The following is a 25,862-nucleotide window of genomic DNA, read 5'->3' as shown; positions in this document are numbered from 1 at the left end:
AAGCTTTAGCTCAAGTTTTCACTATTGGCTCGTCGCGCCTTCACCCTTCATGCGCTCACGCAGCTTCTGCATGATGACGTAAAACACAGGCACCAACAGGGTACCCACCAGAGTCGCCGCCATCATGCCGCCGAATACAGAATACCCCAGGGCGCGACGACTTCCTGCGCCGGCGCCGGTGGCAATCACCAGAGGCAATACCCCCAGCAGGAAGGAGAAGGCGGTCATGAGTACGGCGCGAAAACGCAGGCGCGCCGCGGTTTCTGCCGCATCCAGAATACTCTTGCCCTCTTCCCTCAGCTGTTTGGCAAACTCGACGATCAGGATGGCGTTCTTACAGGCCAGACCGATCAAGAGCACTAGGCCTATCTGGGCGTAGAGGTTGAGCTCGCTCCCCACCAACAAGATGTTGAGGAAGGCCCCCAGGATAGCAATAGGCACCGCCAGCATGACCGCGAAGGGAATGCTCCAACTCTCGTACTGGGCCACCAGGAACAGATAGGTAAACACCAACGCCAGGGCGAAGATCAACGGCGCCAGGTTACCCGCCTTGATCTCTTGGTAGGTCTGCCCCGTCCACTCAAACTTGTAGCCCGCCGGCAAGGTTTCAGCTGCCGCCCTTTCCATGGCGGCGATGGCATCACCCGAGCTAAAGCCCGGTGCCGGGAAGCCGTTGATGGTGGTCGAGCTGAACATGTTGTAGGCGTTCATCACGTCCGGTCCCAGGATGGGCGTCACCTTCACCAGTGTGCTCAGGGGTACCATCTCGCCACTTGCCGAGCGCACATAGAAGCTGGCGATATCTTTGTCGGAATTTCGAAACTCGCCTTCGGCCTGGAGTATCACCCTAAACACCTTACCGAAGCGGTTGAAATCGTTGACATACATAGAGCCGAGCATGGTCTGCATGGTAGAGAAGATCTCATTTAAGGAGATCCCCAACGCCTTAGCCTTGTCTCTGTCCACATCCACATACATCTGCGGCACGTCGGCGCGGAAGTTACTAAAGGCCATGGCGATCTCAGGCTGTCCGTTGGCCTTCATGATAAGCGCCCGCATCACAGAGGCCAGCTCCTGGGGCGAACGCCCTTGGGTGTCCTGCAGCACAAACTCGAAACCGCCGACGCTCCCCACCCCCGGGATAGGTGGCAGCGAGAAGGCCATCGCCTTCACCGACGGATTGGCGGCATACTTGGCCTGCAACTTGGCGACGATCGCCGCCTCCACCATGTCGGGCGAGTCGCGCTCCTCCCAGGTCGACAGGGTCACGATCATCAGGCCGCCGTTAGAGGAGACCGAGCCGGTCAGGATACTGAAGCCACTGGCATGGATCACATTCTCCACCCCAGGCTCTTCCAGCGTCATCTTGACCAGGTTACGCATCACCTCTTCGGTGCGGTTAAGCGAGGCACCATCTGGCAGCTGAATATCCACCATGAAGGCCTTCTTATCCTCCATGGGCACGAAGCCCGATGGCAACACCTTGGCGATGCCGCCGGTGACGCCGATCAGGCAAGCATAGGCCACGCCCACCAGCACCAGCTTACGCACCAGTGAGGAGACCAGCTTCATATAGCCGCCGGTAAAGCGCTCGAAGTAGGTGTTAAACAGGTAGTGGAAGCCATGGGTATGTTTCTTGGGCCGCTTTAACAGGGAGGCGCACAGGGCAGGACTCAGGGTCAGGGCGTTGACCGAGGAGATAAGCACTGAGATACAGATAGTCACAGAGAACTGGGCATACATCTGCCCTGTGATCCCCGGCATCACGGCCGTGGGGGCAAACACCGCCAGCAGCACCAAAGTGGTGGCGATAACGGGGCCCGTCACCTCCTTCATCGCCTTAGAGGTCGCCTCGGTGGGCGACAGCCCCTCATCTTCCATCAGGCGGGTGACGTTCTCCACCACCACAATGGCATCATCCACCACGATACCAATAGCCAAAATAAGCGCGAACAGGGAAACGGTATTGATGCTCATGCCGAAGGCCAGCAGGAAGGCGAAGGTACCTATCAAGGAGACGGGAATGGCGATCCCCGGCACTAGGGTCGAGCGCGCATCCTGCAGGAAGATGTAGACCACAAACACCACCAGGGCGACCGAGATAAACAGGGTCTGCACCACCTCGGTTATCGAGGTCTCGACAAATTCTGTGGTGTCATAGAGCACCTTGTACTCGAGGTCGTCCGGGAAGCGGCTGGCGAGGGTATCCATCTCGGCCTTGATCGCCTTGGCGACCTCCAGGGCGTTGGCGTCCGGCGCCTGATAGATGGCGATGATGGCTGAGGGTTTGTTGTTCAGCTTACCCTGGGCATCATAGGTCTGAGAGCCCAGCTCGACCCGGGCGACATCTGAAACGATCACCTTAGAGCCATCGGGATTGGCACGGATCATCACCCGGCCAAATTCCTCGGGGTCTTTCAGACGTCCCTTGGTCTGCAGGGTATATTGAAACTGCTGCTGGGGATCCACCGGCGCGGCGCCGATACGACCGGCGGCCACCTGAATATTTTGCTCTCTCAGGGCGGCGATCACATCGCTGGCGGTCACGCCAAAGCTGGCCATCTGATTGGGATCCAGCCAGATACGAATGGCGTAATCCAGGGCGCCGATCACCTGCACCTTAGAGACACCATTCTGCCGCGCCAGGGCGTCTTTGACGTTCAGGCCGGCATAGTTGGTAATAAACAGGGAATCGAAGGTCTCGTTGGGAGAAACCAGGTTTACCACCATGAGGATGTTAGGGCTTTGCTTCTCAACCTTAACCCCCTGGCGTTTCACCTCCTCGGGCAGTCTGGGCATCGCCTGCTGCACCCGGTTTTGTACCTTCACCTGGGCCATGTCGGCGTCTGTGCCCACATCGAAGGTGACGTTGAGGGAGTAGCTGCCGTCGTTGGCGCTCTTGGACTGCATGTAGAGCATCCCCTCGACACCGTTAACCTCCGCCTCGATGGGCTGGGCTATGGTGTCTTTGACTATGTCGGCGCTGGCCCCGGAATAGCTGGTGCTGACGCTCACCTGTGGCGGCGCAATTTCGGGAAACTCGGCCACCGACAAGATGGGGATGGAGATCAAGCCCACTAGGGTCAGCACGGTTGAGATCACGAAGGCAAATTTCGGCCTATGAATAAAAAACTCACTGATCATAATGACCCCCGATTAGGCATCGTTAGCTTCTTGGAAAGGCACCGCCTGTTGCTCGACGGCCTTCACCTCGATACCCGGACGGATCTTCTGCAGACCATCCACCACGATACGTTCGCCCTCGTTGAGGCCACTGAGCACACGCCAGTCGACGCCGAATCTGTCACCCAGTTCGACCACCCGCTTCTGCACCTTGTTGTCACCATCCAGCACCATGACGAAACGTCCCTGCTGATCTTCCTGCACCGCCGCCTGTGGAATTAAAATGGCCTGCTCACTAATGGGGGACTCGATAACCAGAGTCACAAACAGCCCGGGCAGCATCAGCTTACTCTCATTATTGAAGGTGGCCCTGAGCTCCAGGGTGCCGGTGGCGGCATCGACCCTATTGCTGATAAAGTCGATATACCCAGTCTCGTCGAACATGGTGCCGTTGGGCAGGCGCAGGCGGATCACGATATCCGAGATCTTCACCTCATGTTTGGCGGCCTTGGAAAAGTTCTGTTTGGCGGAGATGATGGTCTTCTCGGCGACCTGGAAGTTGACCCACATGGGCTGCAACTGCACCAGGCTGGCCAGCTCAGACTGAGGCGTGATGATATCCCCCTGACTCACCTTGGCGCCGCTGATGCGGCCCGAGATGGGGGCGTAAACCTTGGTATAGCTGAGCTGCAACTCGGCGGCCTTCACCGCCGCTTCGGCCTGCACCACACCCGCTGCCGTGGTCAGCTTACGACTGGTAAGCTCGTCCATATCCTGGGCGCTGATCATGCCATCGGGCAGCAGGCGACGGCCACGCTCCCAGTTCATCACAGCGACATCGCGAGAGGCGATGGCCTGCTTGAGCACAGCCTGTTGCTGCGCCAGCTCGGCCTCGAAGGTGGAGGGGTCGATTTCAAACAGCAGCTCGCCGGCATCTATGTCTTCCCCCTCAACAAAGGTGCGCTTAAGGAGTTGTCCCTGGATCTGCGACTTGATCACCACATCTTCCGATGCCCGGGTGCGACCGACGATCTCCGTCTTGGCGCGGATCTCCTTAACCTGGGCGGTGTTAACTATCACGCTGGGCATAACGGCGGGCCCGGGGGCCGGCGCCTTGCCGCAAGCCGCGAGCAGCAGCGCCGCGCTAAACAGGGTGAGTCGAGAGAGAGGTGAAGCGTTTCTACCAAGCATTAGGGCCTCCAGAGCGCCAAGCGACAATTCATGGATAACTTTCATCAGACGGCAGACAGATGTGAATGACGGGCAGCATCATTTACAACTGCTTATCATATTAGTAACAAGCTAATACTTTCACCAGGAATAGCAAGGGCAATTAACTGACTCATTTGGCATTTTTTAAATTTTTCATCTTGGATTAGCGGTGCGGGTCAGTGGATTTTTCTGAGCGCAAGTTTTCACAAAATAGGCCGATTCGGGAAAAAAACGTCCATTAGCTGATGCTTTATTAAGCAGATGGCAAAATGGACTTAAAAATGAGACACAGCACAAGGTTATGGCCGTTCCTATCGTGCTACAACAGGTTAAGGGTCTTCTCCCATGGCCGGGTAAATCGGCAAATACTGGACGAATAGTTGTTGACCCTAAAGAAATGCAGTGCCTATGATGGCCCTTGTATCCATAATCAGGAAGGTAATTTATGACAGCCATTTCTCATGTCTATAACTATACAGTCAGATGCCCGCATATTAAGGATCCCGCTCACCCAACCACCTGGCAAAACCATATTGAATTCAATCAGTCATGCGAAATCGGCCTGAGTCGCATCACCAAGTGGCACGACAGATCCGGTCACCGCATCTTCGAACATGACGGCTTTACCATCAGGGAAGCCGATGGCGAGAGCGCCTACTTCTCGATGCAAAGCGACCGCCTGAAAAATGATGGCCATGTATTAGTGACCTTTAAGATCTTCATGGACGATGCCACCAAAGACAGCTCGGTACAGGAGATCATGGCGCATCTGATCAAAGACTATCACCAGAGATTATCTAAGCTCGACTCTGCCGCGTAGCCATCCCCCGGAGCCAGATCACACACTAGATCTGGCTCACATTTTTCTGCTCACAAAACAATCTAGATCACATTTACGCCGCACCAAAATGTGACAAACACAGAATAAAACCTCAAAAAACAGAAACAACATCACTTACAAAACAATCTGTTATACACAAAACCGCTATTTTTACCCGCTTAATCACGCCAATTTAGGCTAATTGCCAAAATATCACCTCAAGCTTACACTTTTCTCGATTCGAGACAGTTTTGCGGGCAGAACAATGCCGACCAATCATCAAGTTAAGCTGAATATAGGAGCAATAGCCTCATGGGTGCAGTGGCCAATATCGTCATCGTTGGCGGTGGTGCGGGTGGAATGGAGATAGCGACCAAACTAGGTCGTAAACTGGGACGTAAGGGCAAGGCCAAGATCACCCTTATCGACTGCGCCGACAGCCATATCTGGAAACCCCTGCTGCACGAGGTCGCCACAGGGGCGCTGGATATCGGCATAGACGCCATCAGCTACCGCGGCCATGCCGCCGCCCACGGCTACCATTTTCAGCAGGGGGCGATGACAGATATCGACCGCGAGCATAAGCAAGTGATCCTGGCCCCCATCTTAGACGAAAAGGGCAATGAACTCCTGCCTGCCCGGCGCATAGATTACGACTATCTGGTGCTGGCCATCGGCAGTATCGCCAACGATTTTAAGATCCCTGGGGTCAGGGAGCACTGCGTCTTCCTCGACAACACCCAACAGGCGATGCAGATCCGCACCATGCTGCTCAACAAATTTATGCGTTATGCCAGCCACCATCAGCTGGACGACAAGATCAAAATCGCCGTGGTCGGCGCCGGGGCGACCGGCGTCGAGATGTCTGCCGAGATGCACCATGCGGTGGAGCAGCTCAGCGGCTTCGGCTACAAGATAGATACCAGCCTGTTAGAGGTCACGCTGATCGAGGCCGACTCGCGCATCCTGCCCAAGGTGGAGAAGCAGGAGATCTCCCAGGCGGTAACGGACCAGCTCAATCAGATTGGCGTTCGAGTCATGACCAATACTCGCATCGACCGGGTGGATGAGAATGCCCTGCATACCTGCGACGGCCAGACCATCGCCAGCGACATGACCATCTGGTCCACCGGGGTGAAGGCGCCCGACTTCATGCGTGAGATAGGCGGCCTGGAGAGCAATCAGATCAATCAGGTGATGGTTAAGCCCAACATGCAGACCACCCGGGATCCCCACATCTTCGCCATCGGCGACTGCGCCGCCTGCCCACAGCCAGACGGCTCCTGGGTGCCGCCGAGGGGCCAGTCGGCACGGCAGATGGCGCTGATGACGGCCGACAACATCAGCCTGATGCTAGCCGGGCAGCCCCCCAGTAAGGAGTACCTCTATAAAGATCTCGGCTCCCTGGTAAACCTGTCCAAGTTCCATACCGTGGGCAACCTGATGTCCTTCATCGGCGGTGGCGTATTGGTGGAGGGCAAGATAGCCAGGTTCGTTTATACCTCGCTCTATCGGCGCCATCTAATTGAACTACATGGGATATTTAAAGGTACCCTGCTGATGTTTGCCAAAGGGATCAGCCGCATCATCCACCCTCACCTCAAGCTGCACTAAGACGTTAACCAAGTAACAGTCGAGGCGCTAATCGAGTAACAGTCGAGGCGCTAATCGAGTGCCTAGCCCTAGCCATTATGAGCCTCCCTTTTGCGGAGGCTTTCGCTCGATGGGCTAACGGGTTAAAATGTGACAACTTTTGTCCACAAGAGATCATTATGAAAAAAATTATTAGCGCGGTTATGATCCTTGGCGCCCTCAGCGCCTGCGCCGACCTTAAGCATGCAGGTCGCTCCATCGGTAACACCACCAAAGAGGTAACCACAGATATCGGCCACGCCACCCGTGACACCACCAAGGCGATTGGTCATGCGTCCCGCGATGCGGTCAAATCGGTTAAAGAAGACCTGAGCAAAGAAAATTAAATCGGACCGGCCTAGTGGCCTTGTTCTGAAGATGAAGAAAAAGATAAAGAGGGCAAATAGGCCCTCTTTTTTATTGGTTATTTCTGGCGCAGCTTTAAACTCTATTTAGCAGCTCTTAAGCAGCGACTAAGCAGCTATTACGCATCGACTAAGCAGCTATTAGGCAGCATTAGCCCGCATACCATGGGGCTTGGGCAGGCCGTTCTCATCCACGTTTACGAAGATCATCTTATCTATGGTCACCACAGGCAGGCGGGTCGCCTTGTTACGCACCTCGCAGCAGACGGTGATGGAACTGACCCCGGCACTGATGAGCGCTAAGCCGAACTCGATCACATCGCCCTGGCGCGCCGGGGTCATGAAGTTGATCTCTGAGATGATCTTGGTGACTATGCTCTGGCTATTCATCTGACAGGCCGCGAAGATGGCCGCCTCCTCATCTATCCAACTTAATAACTGTCCGCCGAACAATGCATTAGCCGGATTTAAATGTTCGGGTTTAATAAAGCGTCGACTGTAATATTTCATTTGGGCTCTCCCTGATAGACTCAGATGAAAGCGTTACAAGAAATAGACCAAGAATAAAATACACATAAAAACAATAACTTAAAATTACACCTTCGACACTTATCTCACCGTTTTAGTGCCCTTTGCACCAAGTTAACTCAGGCATAAAAAGGGTTTCGACATCTTAGCTTCACATAACTGCAATCTTAATTCATCAATTCTGTCATCTGGATACCTGACAATCAGGCCGCTTTATCTCAAATAGCGAACAATTTACTTCAACCCAATACGGATGATGAAAGTGATGATGATAAAAAGATTAGCTGCGTTGATCTCTTGCAGCCTAGTAACCATGGCCGCCAACAGCGCCGTGTTACCCAGTGTTCAGACAGACAGCCATTGGTATAAGGAAAGTGCCCAACGGGTGTCAGACAAGGCCACACTAGAAACCAAAGCAAAGGCCAAAAACGTCATTCTATTTGTGGGCGATGGTATGGGGATCTCTACCCTGACCGCCGCGCGTATCTACCAAGGCCAACAGATGGCCGGTAACCAAGGTGGTGAAGAGAACTTCCTAAGCTTCGAGAAGTTCGACCATACCGCCCTAATCAAGACCTACAACACCAACCAACAGACTCCTGACAGCGCCGGTACCATGACAGCCATCGCCACGGGTGTTAAGTCTAAGGCGGGTGTTATTTCTGTTTCTGACCAGTCACTGCGTGGTAACTGTTTGTCATCTAAAGGCAACGAACTGGTCACCCTGGTTGACCTGGCCAACGCTAAGGGCCTGTCTACCGGCGTAGTGTCTACTGCCCGTATCACCCACGCCACGCCAGCGGCTACCTATGCCAACAGCCCTGAGCGCGACTGGGAATCAGACGCCAACCTGCCTGCCGAGGCAGTGGCTAACGAGTGTAAGGATATCGCCTACCAGATGGTCATGCGCGATAAAGACAATGCCCTGACAGTCGCCCTGGGTGGCGGTCGCCGCGCCTTCATCCCTAACACAGTTACCGACGGTGAAAACAAGAAGGGTCAGCGTAAGGATGGCATGGATCTGACCAAGGCTTGGGTTGAAAACTTCGACAACGCCGCCTATGTGTGGAACAGCGAAGAGTTCGACGCCATCGATGTTGCCACCACAGACCACCTGCTGGGCCTGTTCAACTCGTCTCACATGGAATATGAAGCCGATCGCGCCGACGACGTTGGTGGCGAGCCTTCACTGACCGAGATGACTGAGAAATCTATCGAGATGCTGAAGAAGAACGACAACGGCTACCTGCTGATCGTCGAGTCGGGTCGTATCGACCACGGTCACCACGCGGGCAACGCCAAGCGTGCCCTGGCCGATGCCGTCGAACTCTCTAACGCCGTTAAGGCCGCGGTAGAAAACACTAACCCAGATGAGACACTGATCTTGGTTACCGCCGACCACAGCCACGTGTTCACCATCGCAGGCTATCCAAAGCGTGGTAACCCTATCCTTGGTCTGGTACATGGCGTGGACGGCACTGTTTCAACCGCTCTGGATGGCAAGCCATACACCACCCTAGGTTACACCAATGGTCCTGGCGCCGTTGTGGGTAATCGTGACGACCTATCTTCAGTCGATACGCAAGACAAAGACTTTATGCAGCAATCGCTCATCCCTATGGGTAGTGAGACGCATGCCGGTGAAGATATCAGCCTGCACGCCACAGGCCCAGGCTCAAACCTGGTACAGGGCGTGATGGAACAGAACGTCATTTTCCACATCATCAACCAAGCCCAAGCGCTTGGCGGTACTAAGTATTAATTGGGAGCAACAAAATGAATAAGAAACTACTAGTACTGTCTCTAGCAGCCATTCTCGGCCTAGCGGCTTGTGGTAGCGACGGTGATAACGGTAAAGATGGCACCGCGGGTACACCAGGTACCGACGGTAGCAACGGCACTAACGGCAAAGACTGGACCGGCGTTAACCAATGGTATGTCGATGGCCAAAACCGCGTCACTAAGGCGTCGGGCATGACCAACAACAATGAGGCAGGCGCCGCCAAGAACATCATTCTGTTTGTGGGCGACGGCATGGGCGTGTCAACCGTGACGGCGGCGCGCATCCTCGACGGTCAGCTAAAAGGTCAGACAGGTGAAGAGAACTCACTCTCTTTCGAGACCCTGCCTCACCTAGGCCTGGCTAAGACCTATAACGTCGATGGCCAAACGCCAGACTCTGCCGGCACCATGACCGCCATGGTCACAGGTGTGAAGACAGACGTAGGCGTGATCTCTCAGGGTGAAGGCGTCGAGCGCGGTGTCTGTTCATCAACTACAGGCCAAGACCTGGTCACCTCACTGGAACTTGCCGCCATGGCGGGCATGTCTACCGGTGTGGTCTCTACCGCCCGTATCACTCACGCAACTCCTGCGGCGACCTATGCCCATGTGCCAGAGCGTGATTGGGAAGCAGACAGCAACCTGCCGGCAGAAGCCGTTACCAATGGCTGTAAAGATATTGCCGCCCAGATGCTGGACTTCAACGACGGCAAGGGGATCAACGTGGTCATGGGTGGCGGTCGTCGCGCCTTCATCCCTAACACCACTGTCGATCCTGAAGGCAAGGCAGGTAAGCGTAAAGATGGTCGCGACCTGACCGCCGAGTGGATGGCGCAGTACCCTAACGCCGCCTATGTGACCGACCGTGACAGCTTCCTGGCCATGGACACAAGCACCACAGAGCACGCTCTGGGTCTGTTCAACTCGTCTCACATGGAATATGACTATGACAGAGTCGAAGATGGCGTAAACGGCGAGCCTTCCCTGGCAGAGATGACGGCTAAGAGTATCGACATTCTGAGCAAGAACGACAAAGGCTTCGTGCTGATCGTCGAAGCCGGTCGTATCGACCACGCTCACCATGCCGGTAACGCGGCCCGTGCCCTGCACGACACCATCGCTCTGTCTGAGGCAGTACGTGTTGCCATGGAAAAGACCTCGGCTAACGACACCCTGTTGATGGTGACCGCCGACCACAGCCACGTGTTCACCATCGCAGGCTATCCAACCCGTGGTAACCCTATCCTGGGTCTGGTTAAGAGCAACGACTCAAACGGTCAGCCGTCTGTGACTAACTCTACCGATGCTAACGGCATGCCATACACCACTGTCGGCTATGCCAACGGTCTGGGCTTCGGCTCGCTGGAAACCGGTGGCGACGAGCGTTACAACTACGCCGCCGAGCCTGGTCGTGTGGATCTGAACTACATCGACACCCAGAGTGCCGGTTTCCACCAGGAAGCCTTGGTACCGCTGGAAAGCGAAACCCATGCCGGTGAAGATGTAGCCATCTTCGCCCGTGGTCCAGGTGCAAGCCTGGTTGAGGGAACCGTAGAGCAGAATCACATCTTCCATGTGATGAACTATGCCGGTGACCTGGTCAAGAAGGCAGAAGCCGCCGCAGCACAATAAGGCGCAGCGACCCGCAGCCTGACGCCCCTAGCAGCCCCTTAGTTTCGGGCAGGGTGTCAGGCTGCTTATTTGGTTAAAAGAGAAATATCAGTAGGTCTATTATGTCTCGCTCAACATTCAAGTCAGTCTCACTCTTCTTAGGCGTCACCGGCAGCCTGCTAATGGGCAACCTGCTCCTTGGAAAACTAGCCATGGCTCACGCTCAGTCAGACAGTCAAGGACATCAGCATGCCGCCAGCACTCTGATCTGCGACAGCGCCACTCAGCCGACGCGCTTTCAAGCCAGTTACCAGATAACCGCTGGAAATAATGATAAGGCGCAAGCCCACCAGCTAATCCTGACCCGCTTCGACGACACCATCATCTATCAGCGCGGCCCGGTAAGCTATGAGGCCTGGCAGAAGAATGGCGAGTATGTACGCTACTTCCCCGAGCAGAAACGCTCTATCAGCTATCGCCGTAGCGATCTGCTGGCCCTTAATATTCATACAGATATCGACAAGCAGTTTCATCTGATCTCTCCAGCTGCCTTAAGCCAATTCGACAAGGGCGAGCAACATCAGGAGGCCTGTTTTACTCAGCAAAGCTACACTCACAACAGCGGCTCCCATAAGGGCAAAGCACAAAATCAAGACAAGCAGCAATCGCTGGAACTTGACTGGATAAACGAACTCCAGCTACCCGCCAGCCTGACCATTACCCAGGGCGAGCAGCAGCTTCACTATCAACTCACCAAGCTGACCCCTATCAACCAGCAAGGTTTCGACCTGCTGACTTCGGGTTACCAAGACCTCGACTTTGCCGATGTGGGCGACAGCGAGTCTGACCCTTTCATCGCCAAGATGATCACCCAGGGCTTCATTCAGCACGGCAGTTCAGGCTTCTACTCGGCCGATGGCAAGCTACTTGAAGGCGGCCACGACCATCATCACTAGGCCGTTTACCTGATAACAAAAAAGCCATCCTGAGGATGGCTTTTTGCTTTCACTATGGCTATCTCGCTAGACTAATCGCTCAGAGCAGCGCCTTGAGCTTATCGATAAAGAGATCGATATCTTCGCGGCTGATATCGGCGTGAGTGACCAGCCTCAGCGTCTTACCCGGGCTGATGAGAATACCTGAGGCCTTTAGCTCCCTGGCAAGCTTGTCTATCGCCACACCGTCGGCCACACGGGCAAACAACATGTTGGTCTGCACCTCGCCAAGATCTACCTCAAACTCATCCAGGCTGCTCAACTGTTCGGCCAGATAGCGGGCGTTTTCATGATCCACGGCCAGGCGGGAGACCTGCTCGTTCAGGGCGATTTCACCAGCCACCGCCAAAATCCCCGCCTGACGCATGCCGCCACCTAGCATCTTACGCCAGCGGCGGGCCTTGTTGATCAGCCGCTCATCACCGAGTAGCAGCGAGCCCACGGGGGCACACAGCCCCTTAGAGAGACAGATAGAGACAGAGTCGAAATACTGGGTGATATCGGCGATGTCCAGGTTCTGGGCCACCGCCGCATTGGCGATGCGGGCGCCATCTAAGTGGATCTTGAGCCGCTTGTTGAAGGCCAGCGCCTGCGCCTCGGCCAGATAGGACTGTGGCAACACCTTGCCGCCTATGGTGTTTTCCAGACTCAATAGACGAGTGCGGGCAAAATGGAAATCGTCCGGTTTGATGGCCGCCTCGATATCAGACAGCAAGATGCTGCCATCAGCCTGGTTGGTGAGCGGCTGAGGTTGAATGCTGCCCAGCACAGCCGCTCCGCCCCCTTCAAACCTATAGTTATGGGCCTGCTGACCACAGAGATACTCGTCGCCACGATCACAGTGAGACATCAGCGCCAGCAGGTTGGCCTGGGTGCCCGAGGAGGTAAACAGGGCACTGTCGAATCCAAAACGCTCTGCCGCCATCGCCTCCAGTCGGTTAACACTGGGATCGTCTCCATACACATCGTCGCCAACCTGGGCATCTGCCATGGCGCGGCGCATCGCCGCCGTGGGCTGAGTTACTGTGTCACTGCGAAAATCAATCATCTTCCCCATCCTACTCATCTTAAAATGATACACCGAGCGCAAATAGTACTCCTCGCCGCCCGCCCTCGCTAGAGCCTGCCCTAACGCCAGCCGAGAAAATTATCATCAGGCGTCACTCACTCTTAGCTTTAACCTGAATAAACTAATAGGATGAAGCCCCCAACGGGCTATTATTAGGGCAACAAACTGCTAACAAGCCAAAATTTATCAAAATATAGAATTAAAAAATCTAATCCGAATTTTTCAAAAAATCTCGCTGTCATTTCCCGTGAGAGACTGGCAATATGCGCTCTCTTTTTTCCCGACTGAATCGACAATGCAAGAAGCTGAATTTATCACCCTACTCTGGCTCATCGGCATACTGGCCGAAGCCATGACTGGTGCGCTGTGCGCCGGCAGAAAACAGATGGATCTGTTTGGCGTGGTCATCATAGGCTGTGCCACCGCCATAGGCGGCGGTACCCTACGCGACATCCTCCTGGGCAATTATCCCCTCATCTGGGTAGAGAATATCCACTACCTGCTGGCCATCGCCTTCGCCTCGCTGCTGACGGTTATCATCTCGCCCGTGATGCGCTATCTCTCCAAGCTGTTTCTGGCCATAGACGCTTTGGGCCTGGCGGTATTTTCCATTGTCGGCGCCCAGAAGACCCTGCTGCTGGGCTTTAGCCCGACATTGGCTATCGTCATGGGGGTGGTGACAGGCGTCTTCGGCGGTGTGATCCGCGACATCCTCTGTAATCAGGTGCCGTTGATCTTCAAGAAGGAACTCTACGCCCTGGTCTCGCTGACCACCGCCAGCCTCTACATGCTGCTGCGCAGTTTTGAGGTGACCGAGTGGGTCAACCTGGCCATCAGCCTGAGTGTTGGCTTTAGCTTCCGCATGCTGGCCATTCGCTATCACTGGGGCATGCCCAAGTTCGACTATCAACATGGCGATCACGGCAACCAGGACAGTCAGGCCCACTAAGAAAGTTGGCGCTCAGCCCTGTATTCAAGGTGACCGAGTGGGTCAACCTGGCCATTAGCCTGAGTGTCGGCTTTAGCTTCCGCATGCTGGCCATTCGCTATCACTGGGGCATGCCCAAGTTCGACTATCAGCATGGCGATCACGGCAACCAGGACAGTCTGGCCCACTAAGAAAGTCGGCGCTGTCCCCTGAATCCAGGCACAAAAAAGGTCGGCAATTGCCGACCTTTTTACTGTCAATCGAGCCAAGGCTTAAGCCGCTGGCGTCTCTTTGACATAGATATCCATCTGTGGATATGGGATACCGATATTGTTCTCGTCCAGCGCCAGCTTGATCTGCTCCAGGATCTCGAAACGGGCCGGCCAGTAGTCGCTACCCTTAACCCAAGGACGTACCACGAAGTTAACCGAAGAATCCGCCAGCTCGGTCAGTGCCACTGTGTAGGCAGGATCTTTCAGAATGTAGGCGTTGTTGTCCAATACCTGCTTAAGCACGGCCTTGGTCTGCTTAAGGTCGGCATCGTAAGACACACCGATAACCAAGTCGATACGACGGGTTTCCATGGCTGAGTAGTTGGTGATGGTGCCATTCATGATTGATGAGTTAGGCGCCACAATCACCTTGTTATCTGGGGTGCGCAGCTTAGTCGAGAAGATGGTGATCTCATCGACCGTACCCGCGATACCTGCCGCCTCGATGTAGTCACCAACGCGACAAGGACGGAAGAGCACCATAAGCACGCCAGAGGCGAAATTAGACAGCGAGCCCTGCAGCGCCAGACCAACGGCCAAACCGGCGGCACCGATAACGGCAACCAGAGAAGCCGTCTGAACACCGATCTGCCCAAGCGTGGCGATCACAGTGAAGACAAACACCAAAGCCCAGGCCATGTTAGCCACGAAAGAGACCACAGTCTTGTCGATCTTACGCTTATTCATCAACTTAGTGGTAAGCTTCTTAGCCACATTGGCCAGGTACTTACCAATAATAAAGATGATTATGGCGAAGACCACCTGCAGACCATAGGTCAGGATCAGCTCAGGCGCTTGCTCGATATATTTATCCAAATTTTCCATGTAACGCTCCCTAATAAAATGGACCAGTATTACCTGGCCTCAACTATAAACTCGACTCTGCGGTTCAAGGCCCGCTCGCCAGAACCAAGGTTATCGGTCACGGGCTGGCTGGCACCTTTGGCGACTATCGACAATCGCTCCGCCTTAACACCATAATCTTGAACAAAAATCTGTTTTACCCGCTCGGCGCGCTGGCGTGACAAACTAAGATTCACCGCCTCGCTGCCTATATTGTCCGTGTGCCCGACCAAGGTGAGCCTTGCATCACTCGCGCTAAGAAAGTCGCGCACCTTGGCCAGCTGCGGCCACTGGTCGATACTCACCTCGGCACTGGCGAAGGCAAAGTGGATGCGCACGACATTGGACTCGCCTACCGACATCTTAACCTGCTCGCCTTGCTCGTCTTGCTTATTCTGTCTGGCTTGCCCATTTTGGGCTGTCTGAGCGCCAGGCTCACAAAAGCTCAGCAGCTGTCCCTCGGGCGCTAAGCAGGCAATCTCATCTCGCCTTATCTCGCAGCCCTTGGCATCGACTACGGCATTGAGGCGAGAGTGCGGGCAGGCATCTTTACTGTCTGGCACGCCATCTAAATCGCTATCGTTCCAGCCAAGAGCCAGCGAGGCGCCACTGATGCATAAGCCGCAAACAACACAGAGTAAGCCTAGGCTCAGCTTAGCGGTAAACGAACTGCTTCTAACCGGCATTTTGCGGGCAAAGGCCCTTGGACCACTCATATCTGTCATATAAAGCACTCATGCAGCTATCTCAAGCAGAACTATCTCAAACAGAGCTATCTCTAGCAGAGCTATCTCAAAACGCATGAAAAACAATCAAATATAAAGATGCAGACAGGGATACATTTTATATCCTTCTGCCTGCATCTCCAATATAAGAATATCTATCTAGTGAAATTAATTCTCATTTTGGCCATCACCTAGCCGCCGCGTGCACTCCCCTCGTTAAGCCTTCGCACGCTGCCCATAAAACTTAGATCTTGCCCAGTCAAAAAGCCAGTTAAAGATAATGGCATAGAAGAAAAACACCACTAAGAAAACCGCCTCCAGCATCAAAGATTGCCATATGGTGATCCCCAGAAACCAGGCCACCACAGGCACAGTCACGAAGACTAATCCACCTTCGAAACCAAGGGCATGCATCACCCGCAGTTTAAGCGAGCGCTTGGTGCGATCTTCACCGAAATAGTTGTCGAACCCCAGGTTGTAGAAGTAGTTCCAGGTGACAGTATAGAGGCTAAGACCAATACCGACGGCGGCCATCTCACCCACACCGTGGCCGGTGAACCAGATGGCGATGGGCACTACTAAGGCCAGGGCAAAGATCTCAAAAAGCACCGAATGTAGGATTCTCTCTGTAGTAGACATAGTCGTCGCTCCGCAAAATTAACTTGCGACCATTTTTATCCATATTTATGATACATAAAAGTTAGATACCATCTCATTTTACGATATGCCGACACTCGAGCAGCTACAACTCTTTCTGGCCACGGTGGAAACCGGTTCCTTCTCGGCAGCCGCCCGGCGCCTCAACAAGGTGCAATCTGCGGTGAGCCAGCAGATCATCAACATGGAGATAGACTGCGACAAGCAGCTGTTCGACCGCAGTGGCCGCTATCCTGTGCTCACCCCGGCCGGTCAGACCCTGCTGCCCCAGGCCAAGGCGGTGATCGCTCAGCACCTAAGGCTTCAATCCCTCATAAGCTCGCTGGACGCCGGTCTGCCGCAACAATTTCGTCTGGCGATCGATGAAGGGGTGCCCTTCTCAGAGCTCAGTCAGCACCTCAACCTGTTTGCCGACAAATACCCCCTGATGCAGCTCGAGCTGCGCATGCTGCCCAGCAAGGAGATCATCGAGCAGGTGAGGCAGCAGAACGTCGACATGGGGGTGATCTTCAGCGAGGAGATCTATCCCCAGCAGATAGACTTCGAATCTTTGGGGTCGGTGAAGTTTGAGCCTGTGGTCAGCCCTAATCACCCACTGGCCAAGGCGGAGACCAACAACCTCGACCAGTTGAAGCTTCATCGTCAGCTCACCATAGGCAGCAAGCAGACGCAGCAATCGAGCTTTCAGGCGGAGCACTCGCCCCAACTCTGGCTGGCCGACAGCTACTACGCCCTGCTGGATCTGGCCAAGTCAGGCTTCGGCTGGACACTACTGCCTGAACATTTAGTGCAGGACGCCTTGGCCCAGGGGCAGCTGTGCCCGATTCCGCTGAATATGGAACAGATGGGCTGGATTGCCAACGTGGATCTGATCCAGCACAGCAGTGTCAACCAGGAGGTGAGTCAGGTGTTCCGTCAAATCTTAAGCGCCGCCATCGCCTAATCGGACTAAGACGACCTATTCGCGATGCAGCTGAGGTAGGAGAGCGAGATTGAAGAATGTAGATAAGAGAGCTGAGATAAGAGAGCAGAGTTAAAAGATAGTCGTGGCGAGCCGGATGACTCGCCAGCGATGGACTAGCTATTTGCAGCTGTGCTTGAGTCGCAATCTAATTAGCGAGCGAGGCCTGCTGATACCAGTGGCTCCAGGCAGGTCTAGCATGAATTGCCAGCTGAGACTGCATCCCCTCTAACAGGCGGATCAGCAGCGCCCTGTCTTCACTCTTGCTGGAATAGAACAGGGGATCGTAGAAGCAGCGACGTTGCAGAGGCTCGAGCTGGGTATCGAAGCCGCGGTCCACACCAGAGACACAGAGATCCCGCGCCTTAAGCTGCAGTGCCAGCGCCGCCTCATCTTCCAACAGATGCGCCACCGGCCCCATGAGAAGAATAAGTGCCAGACGCCCCGGCGGATTCTTCTGCCAGTGCTCCAGGTCACCTGATTTGGCGCCGCCCAGCAGCTGCTGCCAATGACTCAGGGTCTCCTGGCTAAGCTCCTTAGCCTCGACGCCTTCGCCCTTCTCATAGTGGTGAAACCACTGCTGTAAAAACTGTTCCACGCTGCCCCCTAGATACGATTAAATCATGAGTTTAAAAAATCCTGGTCGAGGCAGCATAACACCAGGCCAGCGGTGGAATAACTAGGACTTTGGTCGAAGGAAAGCGCAAATATGCCCCTGGCGGCGCCACCCGGGTCACACTTCTTAGTGATGGGACAGATGCCAGGCTCGAAACAGTAGAGAGAAATGATAAAGAGAGCGGGATATTAAAAAAGCGGCCTATTGGCCGCTTTCATCTTAACTCTTGGCTCATAGAGAGGCTATTTCGCCTCTTTCTGTGGTGGGTAGTTGAGCATCATGGCCGCTACCGCCTTGTTGACCACCTCGACGCGCTCCTCTGGGGTGCTCTTGTCACGAATGGTATCGGCCACAGAGCCGCGCCAAATAAGCTTGCCCGTCTCTTTGTTGATCATGTCCAGCACCAGGGTGCCAACCTCATACTCACGTACCGTGGTCTGGGTGTGAACGCTACCGCCCCAGCCCCAACCCGGGCCATAGTAGTAAGGGTCATAACCGAAGTTGGTATTAAAGGTATCGACATTGATCTTCTTGTCGACCTTAGTGAAGTAGTTCACCAGTACGTCGGCGTTGTCCGCCTCCACCTTGCTGATCCCCTTCATCTGCAGTTCACGGTCTACCGCCTCGCGAACGCGCTGATCCATCAGCCCATCTAAGTTGTAGGTGGTATCTTCAGTCTTCTTCACCACCCATGCATAGCTCTTCACATCATCGAAGTTGACCTTGGGATCATAATCAGAGCTGGTTTTCAGTGTGCTACAGGCCGACAGGGCAAGTGCAGCGGCTAAGATAATCACCTTTTTCATAGACTCTCCAGCATGTTTCAGGCATGACTTAAACAGGAATTTATCCTAAAGCTTACATAGCAAACCTCTGTTCTACAACTCTTCTTTATTGTAAATGGCATTTCGTTCAGCTTGACTTCAGCAAAAACCTAAATGATAATGATTATCAATTAGTGTTATATGAGATCTGTCCCATGACTTGGTTTATCACAGCATTTGTTATCGCCAGCGCCATCTTCATGTTTGCCCCTAAATCTTTGGCCACGCCCATGGCGGAGAGCCCCAAGGTAAAGACCTCCCAATGGGTACTCTTTACCCTGCCCCTACTGGCCTTGGTCATCATGATGATCGCCATGGCGAAGGGCTATAGCTCGAGTCATGCCAGCATCGCCATCGGCTTCGCCCTCACCGCCTGCAGCGTGGCCATCAGCCGTTTTCACCGATTCATCCTCCCCTGCGCCGCCTACACAGGCCTGTCGCTGCTGATGTTGGCAATGCAGTACCTCTAGCCTCTAGGTTTCGCTTAAAAGAATTTTGCTTAAACGGCTTTTGCTTAAAGGGTTTTCGCTTAAAGAGTTTTGCTCACTGATTGCGCCTGCTCTCCTGGCGCCTTGGGATGTTAGGGTCTGTTGACCTTTCCTGTTTGTTTTTTGCAGCATTTTGTAGGGCATTTATACCAGGCAGAGGCCTGTGTAGTGTAGTGGTTCTTATATACCAAAGTTACATAAACGGACGATAACGCCGTTGAAATGGCCTACAAAAGCTGCCCGAAGGGCTCATCTAAACGCGCCTTGCCCTGTGTTACGTGCTACTTGCATAGAATACTATGCCGCACAGCACGCGCCTTGAGCAAAACGCGTTTAGATTGAACAAAAATTAAACCTGAAAGATAAACAGACCCTAGTACCGATACCTCCCTGCATTTGGTATCTATGCTTATCCATGACCACCCTAGGGTGGTCTTTTTTTCGTATCTAAGAATTACTCCTCCCACAAGGGAGTTTCAATTTGATAGACTCAGGGTATCTTAGTTAAGCATGTGACAGATGATGAGAATCGATCCCAATATTGCCCTGGTGTACAGCACTGATGGCGGCAAAATCGACCAGCCCAAGGAAACCAAGGCCATCCCAGAAGGCGACGGCATAGTGCGCATTCATAAAGACAGCAAGGGCCGCAAAGGCAAAGGTGTATCTGTGATCAAGGGCCTTGGCCTGGACGAGAAAGAGCTCAAGGCACTGGCGCAGAAGTTGAAGAAACAGTGCGGCTGCGGCGGCACGGTGAAAGAGTTCAACATAGAGATCCAAACAGACAACAGAGAGCAGCTAAAGACACTGCTAGAAAAACTGAATTATCAGGTGAAACTGGCGGGTGGTTAACCCATTGGAGCGCTAGATGGATAGTTTGCAAAATCATTTACTCATAGCCATGCCATCGCTTAAGGACACCTTCTTCGAGCGCAGCGTGATCTACCTGTGTGAGCACAACGAGCAAGGCGCCATGGGGCTGATGATCAATCGCCCCATAGGGGTCGATGTTAATGAGCTGCTCAGACAGATGGAGCTGGATGATTTTCACACCATAGAGAGCATCAACAGCAAAGTCTTGGTGGGCGGCCCCGTGGGGCAGGAGAAGGGCTTCGTGCTGCATACGCCGCAGCCACAGTGGAGCAACAGCCAGCAGATCAGCGAAGATCTCATGCTCACCACCTCAAGAGACGTGCTCACCTCCCTGGGCGGCAAAGAGGCGCCCGAGCAGTTTATCGTCGCCCTCGGCTACGCAGGCTGGGGCCGTCATCAGCTGGAACAGGAACTGGCCGACAACACCTGGCTCTCCATCCCGGCCAATATCGACCTCATGTTCAACACGGACCATGAGAGCCGCTGGCAGAAGGCCACAGAATCACTGGGCTTCGACATCTGGCAGCTCTCCTCCCAGGCCGGTCACGCCTAACAGTAAAGGATAAAATTCACTATGAGTTCAGCAAGCGTCTTGGGCTTCGACTTCGGCACCAAGAGCATAGGCGTCGCCATCGGCCAACAGATCACCGGCAGCGCCACTCCCCTCGCCTCCCTCAAGGCCAACGACGGCATCCCCAGATGGGAAGAGATAGAGGCACTGATTAACGAGTGGAAACCGGACCTCATCGTCGTCGGCCTGCCCCTCAACATGGATGGCACAGAGCAGGAGATGACCCAGCGAGCCCGCAAGTTCGCCAACCGCATCAGCGGCCGCTTCGGCGTCAAGACAGCCACCCAGGATGAACGCCTCACCACAGCCGACGCCAAGGCCAGGCTATTTGAAATGGGCGGCTACAAGGCCCTCTCTAAGGGCCAGGTCGACTCCATGTCGGCGGTACTCATCATCGAGAGTTATTTCGAGAATCTCTACTAAAATTAGATCGTTACATGGCGGCCAAACAAGGCCGCCTTTTTTCTGCGCGGCAACTCGCTCTCTGAGTTTTTCTCTGATTGTAACCCGTACCTTTCTGACAGTTTCGATGTCATTTGATGGCCAACCGTTACTGTTTTGAATTGCTTGGCAGCAGGTGCAGTGTATGGACGCACCAATGTCGCGAACACAGGGATGTGTAAGAGCGACCTTGTGTGCAGATACACCAGTGAGAAGCCGACTCTTTGTTTATGGAGAATAATCCCTTTAGGCTCTGCCGAAACATCTGATGTGAATGGACTCACGAATGCCGCGGTGACATGGACGTCAAAGAGCGGCCCTGTTTCGGAAGCTCACCGGCGTATCTACACCCAGTTATCCATCTCTTCGATTGGACGACATGGGAAGTGCTGGACAGAAATACGCTAGCTCTATTGAGCTAAAACGATTCTATCAGATTAGGGAAAGTGTGTTGAAAACTTAGACATTTGTATGGCTTATTATACGTTAAACGGCTACTTATTTTAATGGAGCACAATTTTTAATGAAGTGCATAGTGATGAGCAAATACTGCTATCATGTTTTCTAGATGGTCATCTATCTGCTGTTTGCCCCATAGTCCCTGACCTTTCACACCAAATATCTCTCTTAATTTCAGAGCATCAAAATGGGACTTCCTATTAAAATCGATACGCTTTTTGTCAACGTCTTGATTGCTATAAGAAGAGTTTTCACCAGGACTAAGTAATACTAAATTACCAAATGAGTTTAAAGTTTCATATGCTAACTCATTCTTATACTCATCATTTTGAGGATGAACATGTTCTACTGAGTTTTTGGATGTAATTCGGTACTTCTTGAACTTATTCAACTCTTCAGAAGACAATGAAGATTCTGAAGCCTTCATCTGCTTCCAAATCAAATACTCAAGCTTCTGAAACCAGTAGTGCTCGAAACTTGTACCTAAAGGCTTTTTAAAATACGTTGATTGAGACTGCCAGCTCTGGCAGTTAGGTACTAAGCCCTCAGCTAGCGCAAAGCTAGCCTCTTTCTGCGTATCAAGTGATAACGACATTTTGTTGTCGATGTTTTCAAGCAGCTCTAACGCCTCAGAGTCTTGCTTGATACTGGAACGGATCAAGCCTGAAATAAACGGTGTTAACCAATACTGGGCGCTACGCTCACCAGTAAAGTTTCGAACACTTTGTAACAGAACTAGTTCGCTTATATTTTTCTGCTCACGGTTTATGTAGCGCCTACCCTTTGATTCACTCGGGTACTGGCGAGTTAAAGCAAGCTGCTCCTCAGTCGCATCATCACGCTCAACCCATTTCACAACCCAACGGTCAAACTGGTAGCGAACCTGCCATAATGTTTTGATAAATTGCTTTACCGATTGCTCCTCACCATTGATAAGTGGTTCAAATATCTCCAACAAGCGATCGCTATGAAGGCGCGGCTCAATATCTTGATGGTCGTTCAGCGCTAGGTAGATACGATAAGCATGAATCAATAACAGCGGGAACTTGATGATTGGGCGACAGTAAACAGTTTCTACATCTAGGTCGTCGGTTTCAAACTTCTCTTGCTTGGTATTATCAGGAATTGAACTTGCTTTAACTTGTGACGCTAACTCAGCGATCGACAAGCCAGACAACGCCTCTGACGTTTCATCTTTTGCGACGAAGCGTTCAGCATCAAAAAAAGCCAAATGCCCGGGTTCAATATAGTACCAATCTGCATTCTTAAATACTTTGCGTACATTACGCTCAAAATAGTTTTCCAAATGCTCACACGCCACCCACATTGCATCATACTGCGCTTTGTCAGTATGAATATGCTTGAACAGCTTCGCCTTTAAAATATCTGCTTGCTCTAACTGAATGCCAGCGGTATTCATGGTGGCGAACAATCGGTTTAAGTCCATTTGTGTTGGGACAATGTTGTTCACCCATTGAACTTGGCGGTAGAGGTAGTCCCCCATCGCTTCGGCACTCACCTCATCATCTGATTTGAGTTTCTCTACCTCTTTGGTCAATACATCTAACGCCACGCCCATCTGTTTCAAATAAGCATTGTCAGCGATCGTTTCCTTAGACGGGACTTGATAGTTCTTTAGCCCCGCTAGGCCACCCAAAAGCTGCTGAACTTGCTCACGAATTGAGAACTGGAGACGGGGTTTATCTTCACCGTTATTCGATGTATAAACAGCAAGACCTGCAAGATCAGACTTAATACCTGCGTATTTAAAGGCAATGGTCATGAGCATTAGCGTTGTCGTACGCTGCTGACCATCGATCAACTCATAGATTCGCTCTCCATCCTGTTCAATGCGAGACGAAAGGATAGTGCCGATAAAATAGTTTGGCTCTTGCAATCGACACGCTTCTTTAATATCTCTAAACAGCAGCAAGACATCATCGTCTGACCAGACATAAGGACGTTGATAGCTGGGAATAGAAAACTGATAGTTATCGGTGTAGATTTTCTCAAGCGTCAGAAGCTCAGTTTGCACTGATAAATGATCACCCATGTTTTGCTCCTAACGCTGAGATGTGTTGGCTAAATGCAGGGCCAAATTGATTGGCATAATCTTGCTTGTCTATATCAAGGCCAAAGTATTGAGATACTTTTTCGACGAAACGTTTTTTAACGCTGTTTTTATCAAAGCCACTCTTGTCTACTGACAGCTTAAAACCATCTAGCTGTGCAAAACACTGCTCTGGGGTATAGCTCATTGCAATCCAATCCAGAACTGGGGTTTCTTTAACAAATGCGGGAACAGATTTCTCTTTTACTGCTTTCTGGTTCTCTACTCGTCGAGAGTAAACCACGCGGAATAGCTTTTTGGCTCCTACCTCTAGGCTTTGCTGCCCATGTTGGCTGATGTAAAGCAGCAGGCAAGCGTCATAAAGCTGTTTAAGATAACCGCAGCCATCGAGTTTACACACAAGCTTTTGATAGAGCTCGTAAAATCCTGCAAGCTCACCTTGCGCTGCGTTATTCAATAAATAGGTTTGGCGCAGTTGCTCAAAATACTGCAAATAGTGGATGATGTTAGCGCCACTATTTAACGGTTGGCGCAACTCATAACCGACTTGAGGCTGTGCTAAGCTCTCACCGCCATTTGGCATGTAAGTACGAGCAATTCGTCCAAAGGCAATGTCGTCGCCTTTGCCTGTTTGCTCTGCCAGTTCGGTGACAATGCAATTACGCACTTGCTGAGTTTGGTTGTGCAGCGGGTAGTCTCGGAAGTTCAGATATTGCCAATAGCGACCACGCAGCAAAATGTCGACCACGGGGTTTAAATCCCCCAGCGCTTCCCAACGGGTGGCAAAAATGTTTACCGCAGACTTGTCTTTCTCATCAACCGCTCGCAGATGGTATGCTTTAATGATATCTGGCCCTGCTAATCGCACCCCGCCCGTGTTTTGGGTTTCGAAAAAGCGGTAAGCATCATCTTCGCTGTCTGTCACTACCAAGGTAATGTTGATTTGCTCAAAGTCGATATCAGCCAATGAGGCTTCATGCTTATACAGCCAACCGAGGTTGTGTTTGATTTGCTGCTGGCTCTCTGGCGATTCGTAAACCAACTTTAGGTCGGTGTGTTTGCTCGCTAGGTAAGAGAGCAAAGCCATTGTGGTCAGGCGCTGCTGACCATCGATGATATTCAGCTTGTCACCTTGTTGATGCAAGATCACACTGCCCAAATAGAATGGGCAATGCTTTGCTTCAGGTTTACCAGCAAGTTCTTGTTGATGAATCTTAAAGTCATGCAACAGGCGGGTGATTTGCTCTTCACTCCAGCGATATGGGCGCTGATATTCAGGGATGGCAAGCATCCCATGAACGTTTTTTTCAACCTTACCGTCGGAAGCTAAAATCGGCATACCAGAAAAAAGCTTATCCAGTGAACAACTGGCAACAACAACCGCCATTTATGCCAGCTCCGTTACTTTGATTTTGCCGATTACGGCACTACTAATAAGTGTTCCTTTGTATTCTTTTAGTTTGGTTATTTGTTCTTCCATTAAAAAATGCCTTAGTCAGAGCTATCCGTAACACCTCGATTATATTCAGTAATTGCCTTCTCAACCACCACGAAATCAATCCTTATTATTAAATCAAAACCATATTGAATCATTAGGAAAAAGTGGTTAAATATTGCTACCAATGGATATGATGAGTAATAACTTTAAATGAAAAAGATGTAAAACTAATCCTGCTTTTGATTAGCTACTCGTATCCAAATTCGCCAAATCGAAGAGATAATTAACCCGGTGTAGATGCATCTGCGGACGTCGATGGCAGGGATGCCATCGTCGAGCCTCCACGGAAGGATTCACGGCGTGTAGCAGATGTATCTGCACAAGAGCGAGCCGCAGGCTATTGATGACATTGACGCTCAGTGTTGCAATCACTGCCATAAATTGAAATGAAGCCGAAAGCTTCAAAAAATTGCAGCCACTCCCTCGAAAAAAGGCAGCGAAACTTCCTATAACAATGACTCTCGAAACGAGAGAAAAGTGAAGACTCAATTTTTAAAA

Annotated in this window: 23 protein-coding genes and 1 pseudogene; 13 read left to right on the top strand and 11 right to left on the bottom strand. The window is 52.4% G+C overall.

Features of this window, described 5'->3' with window-relative positions:
* Nucleotides 1–21 precede the first annotated feature (21 nt).
* Together K0H80_RS05810 and K0H80_RS05805 are read right to left on the bottom strand one after the other, a co-directional pair.
* On the bottom strand, nt 22–3,144 hold the full coding sequence (locus K0H80_RS05810) for an efflux RND transporter permease subunit (protein WP_220073394.1): 3,123 nt from the start codon (nt 3,142–3,144) through the stop codon (nt 22–24).
* A gap of 12 nt (nt 3,145–3,156) precedes the next feature.
* Nucleotides 3,157–4,314 (bottom strand): efflux RND transporter periplasmic adaptor subunit, encoded by a 1,158-nt coding sequence (locus K0H80_RS05805; protein ID WP_220044620.1) that lies wholly within the window; start codon nt 4,312–4,314, stop codon nt 3,157–3,159.
* Between the two features lie 466 nt (nt 4,315–4,780).
* Here K0H80_RS05805 and K0H80_RS05800 point away from each other — a divergent pair, with 466 nt between their 5' ends.
* The 3 genes from K0H80_RS05800 to K0H80_RS05790 all read left to right on the top strand — a co-directional run bounded on the left by K0H80_RS05800 (nt 4,781) and on the right by K0H80_RS05790 (nt 7,134).
* Nucleotides 4,781–5,155, top strand: a complete 375-nt coding sequence (locus tag K0H80_RS05800; protein ID WP_011864964.1) for a hypothetical protein — start codon at nt 4,781–4,783, stop codon at nt 5,153–5,155.
* Nucleotides 5,156–5,467: 312 nt separating this feature from the next.
* Nucleotides 5,468–6,769 (top strand): NAD(P)/FAD-dependent oxidoreductase, encoded by a 1,302-nt coding sequence (locus K0H80_RS05795; protein WP_220073393.1) that lies wholly within the window; start codon nt 5,468–5,470, stop codon nt 6,767–6,769.
* A gap of 158 nt (nt 6,770–6,927) precedes the next feature.
* Nucleotides 6,928–7,134 carry a hypothetical protein gene (locus K0H80_RS05790; RefSeq protein ID WP_011864962.1) on the top strand — a complete coding sequence of 69 codons (207 nt, stop codon included), beginning with the start codon at nt 6,928–6,930 and terminating at the stop codon, nt 7,132–7,134.
* Nucleotides 7,135–7,293: 159 nt separating this feature from the next.
* On the opposite strand, the gene K0H80_RS05785 is transcribed toward K0H80_RS05790, so the two are convergent.
* Complete coding sequence (locus tag K0H80_RS05785) at nt 7,294–7,662, bottom strand: acyl-CoA thioesterase (RefSeq protein WP_011864961.1); 369 nt, start codon at nt 7,660–7,662, stop codon at nt 7,294–7,296.
* Between the two features lie 283 nt (nt 7,663–7,945).
* Between K0H80_RS05785 and K0H80_RS05780 the strand changes: the two genes are divergently transcribed.
* The 3 genes from K0H80_RS05780 (at nt 7,946) to K0H80_RS05770 (ending at nt 12,029) form a co-directional block, all read left to right on the top strand.
* On the top strand, nt 7,946–9,442 hold the full coding sequence (locus K0H80_RS05780; protein ID WP_220044617.1) for an alkaline phosphatase family protein: 1,497 nt from the start codon (nt 7,946–7,948) through the stop codon (nt 9,440–9,442).
* A gap of 14 nt (nt 9,443–9,456) precedes the next feature.
* Nucleotides 9,457–11,094, top strand: a complete 1,638-nt coding sequence (locus K0H80_RS05775) for an alkaline phosphatase family protein (protein ID WP_011864959.1) — start codon at nt 9,457–9,459, stop codon at nt 11,092–11,094.
* 101 nt (nt 11,095–11,195) lie between these two features.
* Nucleotides 11,196–12,029: a hypothetical protein gene (locus K0H80_RS05770; protein WP_220073392.1), complete on the top strand. Its 834-nt coding sequence runs from the start codon at nt 11,196–11,198 to the stop codon at nt 12,027–12,029.
* A gap of 79 nt (nt 12,030–12,108) precedes the next feature.
* Here the strand turns inward: K0H80_RS05770 and ltaE are convergent, their stop codons facing one another.
* A complete protein-coding gene (gene ltaE / locus K0H80_RS05765; protein WP_220073391.1) occupies nt 12,109–13,116 on the bottom strand; it encodes a low-specificity L-threonine aldolase in 1,008 nt (335 codons plus the stop codon).
* Between the two features lie 316 nt (nt 13,117–13,432).
* Between ltaE and K0H80_RS05760 the strand changes: the two genes are divergently transcribed.
* Together K0H80_RS05760 and K0H80_RS05755 are read left to right on the top strand one after the other, a co-directional pair.
* The gene (locus tag K0H80_RS05760) at nt 13,433–14,086 is read left to right on the top strand and encodes a trimeric intracellular cation channel family protein (RefSeq protein WP_220058758.1); all 654 of its coding nucleotides are present in this window, start codon (nt 13,433–13,435) and stop codon (nt 14,084–14,086) included.
* A gap of 23 nt (nt 14,087–14,109) precedes the next feature.
* A pseudogene (locus K0H80_RS05755) lies at nt 14,110–14,256 on the top strand (trimeric intracellular cation channel family protein); the annotation flags it as partial.
* An 81-nt stretch (nt 14,257–14,337) separates the two neighbouring features.
* On the opposite strand, the gene K0H80_RS05750 reads toward K0H80_RS05755, so the two are convergent.
* The 3 genes from K0H80_RS05750 to K0H80_RS05740 all read right to left on the bottom strand — a co-directional run bounded on the left by K0H80_RS05750 (nt 14,338) and on the right by K0H80_RS05740 (nt 16,544).
* Complete coding sequence (locus K0H80_RS05750; RefSeq protein ID WP_220073390.1) at nt 14,338–15,162, bottom strand: mechanosensitive ion channel family protein; 825 nt, start codon at nt 15,160–15,162, stop codon at nt 14,338–14,340.
* Between the two features lie 29 nt (nt 15,163–15,191).
* Nucleotides 15,192–15,905, bottom strand: coding sequence for an OmpA family protein (locus K0H80_RS05745; RefSeq protein ID WP_220073389.1), 714 nt, complete (start codon nt 15,903–15,905; stop codon nt 15,192–15,194).
* Nucleotides 15,906–16,121: 216 nt separating this feature from the next.
* Nucleotides 16,122–16,544 (bottom strand): PACE efflux transporter, encoded by a 423-nt coding sequence (locus K0H80_RS05740; protein WP_220073388.1) that lies wholly within the window; start codon nt 16,542–16,544, stop codon nt 16,122–16,124.
* A gap of 85 nt (nt 16,545–16,629) precedes the next feature.
* On the opposite strand from K0H80_RS05740, the gene K0H80_RS05735 reads away from it, so the two are divergent.
* Nucleotides 16,630–17,505, top strand: a complete 876-nt coding sequence (locus tag K0H80_RS05735) for a LysR family transcriptional regulator (RefSeq protein ID WP_144203240.1) — start codon at nt 16,630–16,632, stop codon at nt 17,503–17,505.
* A 166-nt stretch (nt 17,506–17,671) separates the two neighbouring features.
* On the opposite strand, the gene K0H80_RS05730 is transcribed toward K0H80_RS05735, so the two are convergent.
* Both K0H80_RS05730 and K0H80_RS05725 read right to left on the bottom strand, forming a co-directional pair.
* Nucleotides 17,672–18,121 (bottom strand): DUF924 family protein, encoded by a 450-nt coding sequence (locus K0H80_RS05730; RefSeq protein WP_220044610.1) that lies wholly within the window; start codon nt 18,119–18,121, stop codon nt 17,672–17,674.
* 260 nt (nt 18,122–18,381) lie between these two features.
* A complete protein-coding gene (locus K0H80_RS05725) occupies nt 18,382–18,945 on the bottom strand; it encodes a DUF4136 domain-containing protein (RefSeq protein ID WP_011864950.1) in 564 nt (187 codons plus the stop codon).
* Nucleotides 18,946–19,118: 173 nt separating this feature from the next.
* Here K0H80_RS05725 and K0H80_RS05720 point away from each other — a divergent pair, with 173 nt between their 5' ends.
* The 4 genes from K0H80_RS05720 (at nt 19,119) to ruvX (ending at nt 21,318) form a co-directional block, all read left to right on the top strand.
* Entirely contained in the window at nt 19,119–19,433 is a 315-nt protein-coding gene (locus K0H80_RS05720) for a hypothetical protein (protein WP_220073387.1), read from the top strand.
* Between the two features lie 540 nt (nt 19,434–19,973).
* The gene (yciH, locus tag K0H80_RS05715; RefSeq protein WP_011864948.1) at nt 19,974–20,303 is read left to right on the top strand and encodes a stress response translation initiation inhibitor YciH; all 330 of its coding nucleotides are present in this window, start codon (nt 19,974–19,976) and stop codon (nt 20,301–20,303) included.
* A gap of 16 nt (nt 20,304–20,319) precedes the next feature.
* Nucleotides 20,320–20,877, top strand: a complete 558-nt coding sequence (locus K0H80_RS05710; RefSeq protein WP_220073386.1) for a YqgE/AlgH family protein — start codon at nt 20,320–20,322, stop codon at nt 20,875–20,877.
* 21 nt (nt 20,878–20,898) lie between these two features.
* A complete protein-coding gene (gene ruvX, locus K0H80_RS05705; RefSeq protein ID WP_220073385.1) occupies nt 20,899–21,318 on the top strand; it encodes a Holliday junction resolvase RuvX in 420 nt (139 codons plus the stop codon).
* 538 nt (nt 21,319–21,856) lie between these two features.
* Here ruvX and K0H80_RS05700 read toward each other — a convergent pair.
* Nucleotides 21,857–23,848 carry a DUF262 domain-containing protein gene (locus tag K0H80_RS05700; RefSeq protein WP_220073384.1) on the bottom strand — a complete coding sequence of 664 codons (1,992 nt, stop codon included), beginning with the start codon at nt 23,846–23,848 and terminating at the stop codon, nt 21,857–21,859.
* Entirely contained in the window at nt 23,841–25,253 is a 1,413-nt protein-coding gene (locus tag K0H80_RS05695) for a DUF262 domain-containing protein (RefSeq protein ID WP_220073383.1), read from the bottom strand. Before K0H80_RS05695 ends, K0H80_RS05700 begins: the two co-directional genes overlap by 8 nt.
* Nucleotides 25,254–25,862: the final 609 nt, after the last annotated feature.

The organism is Shewanella aegiceratis, from assembly GCF_019457495.1.
GTDB classification, from domain to species: Bacteria; Pseudomonadota; Gammaproteobacteria; order Enterobacterales; family Shewanellaceae; genus Shewanella; species Shewanella loihica.
Note: the sequence above shows the minus strand (reverse complement) of the source record. Positions and strands in the feature narration are given on the sequence as shown.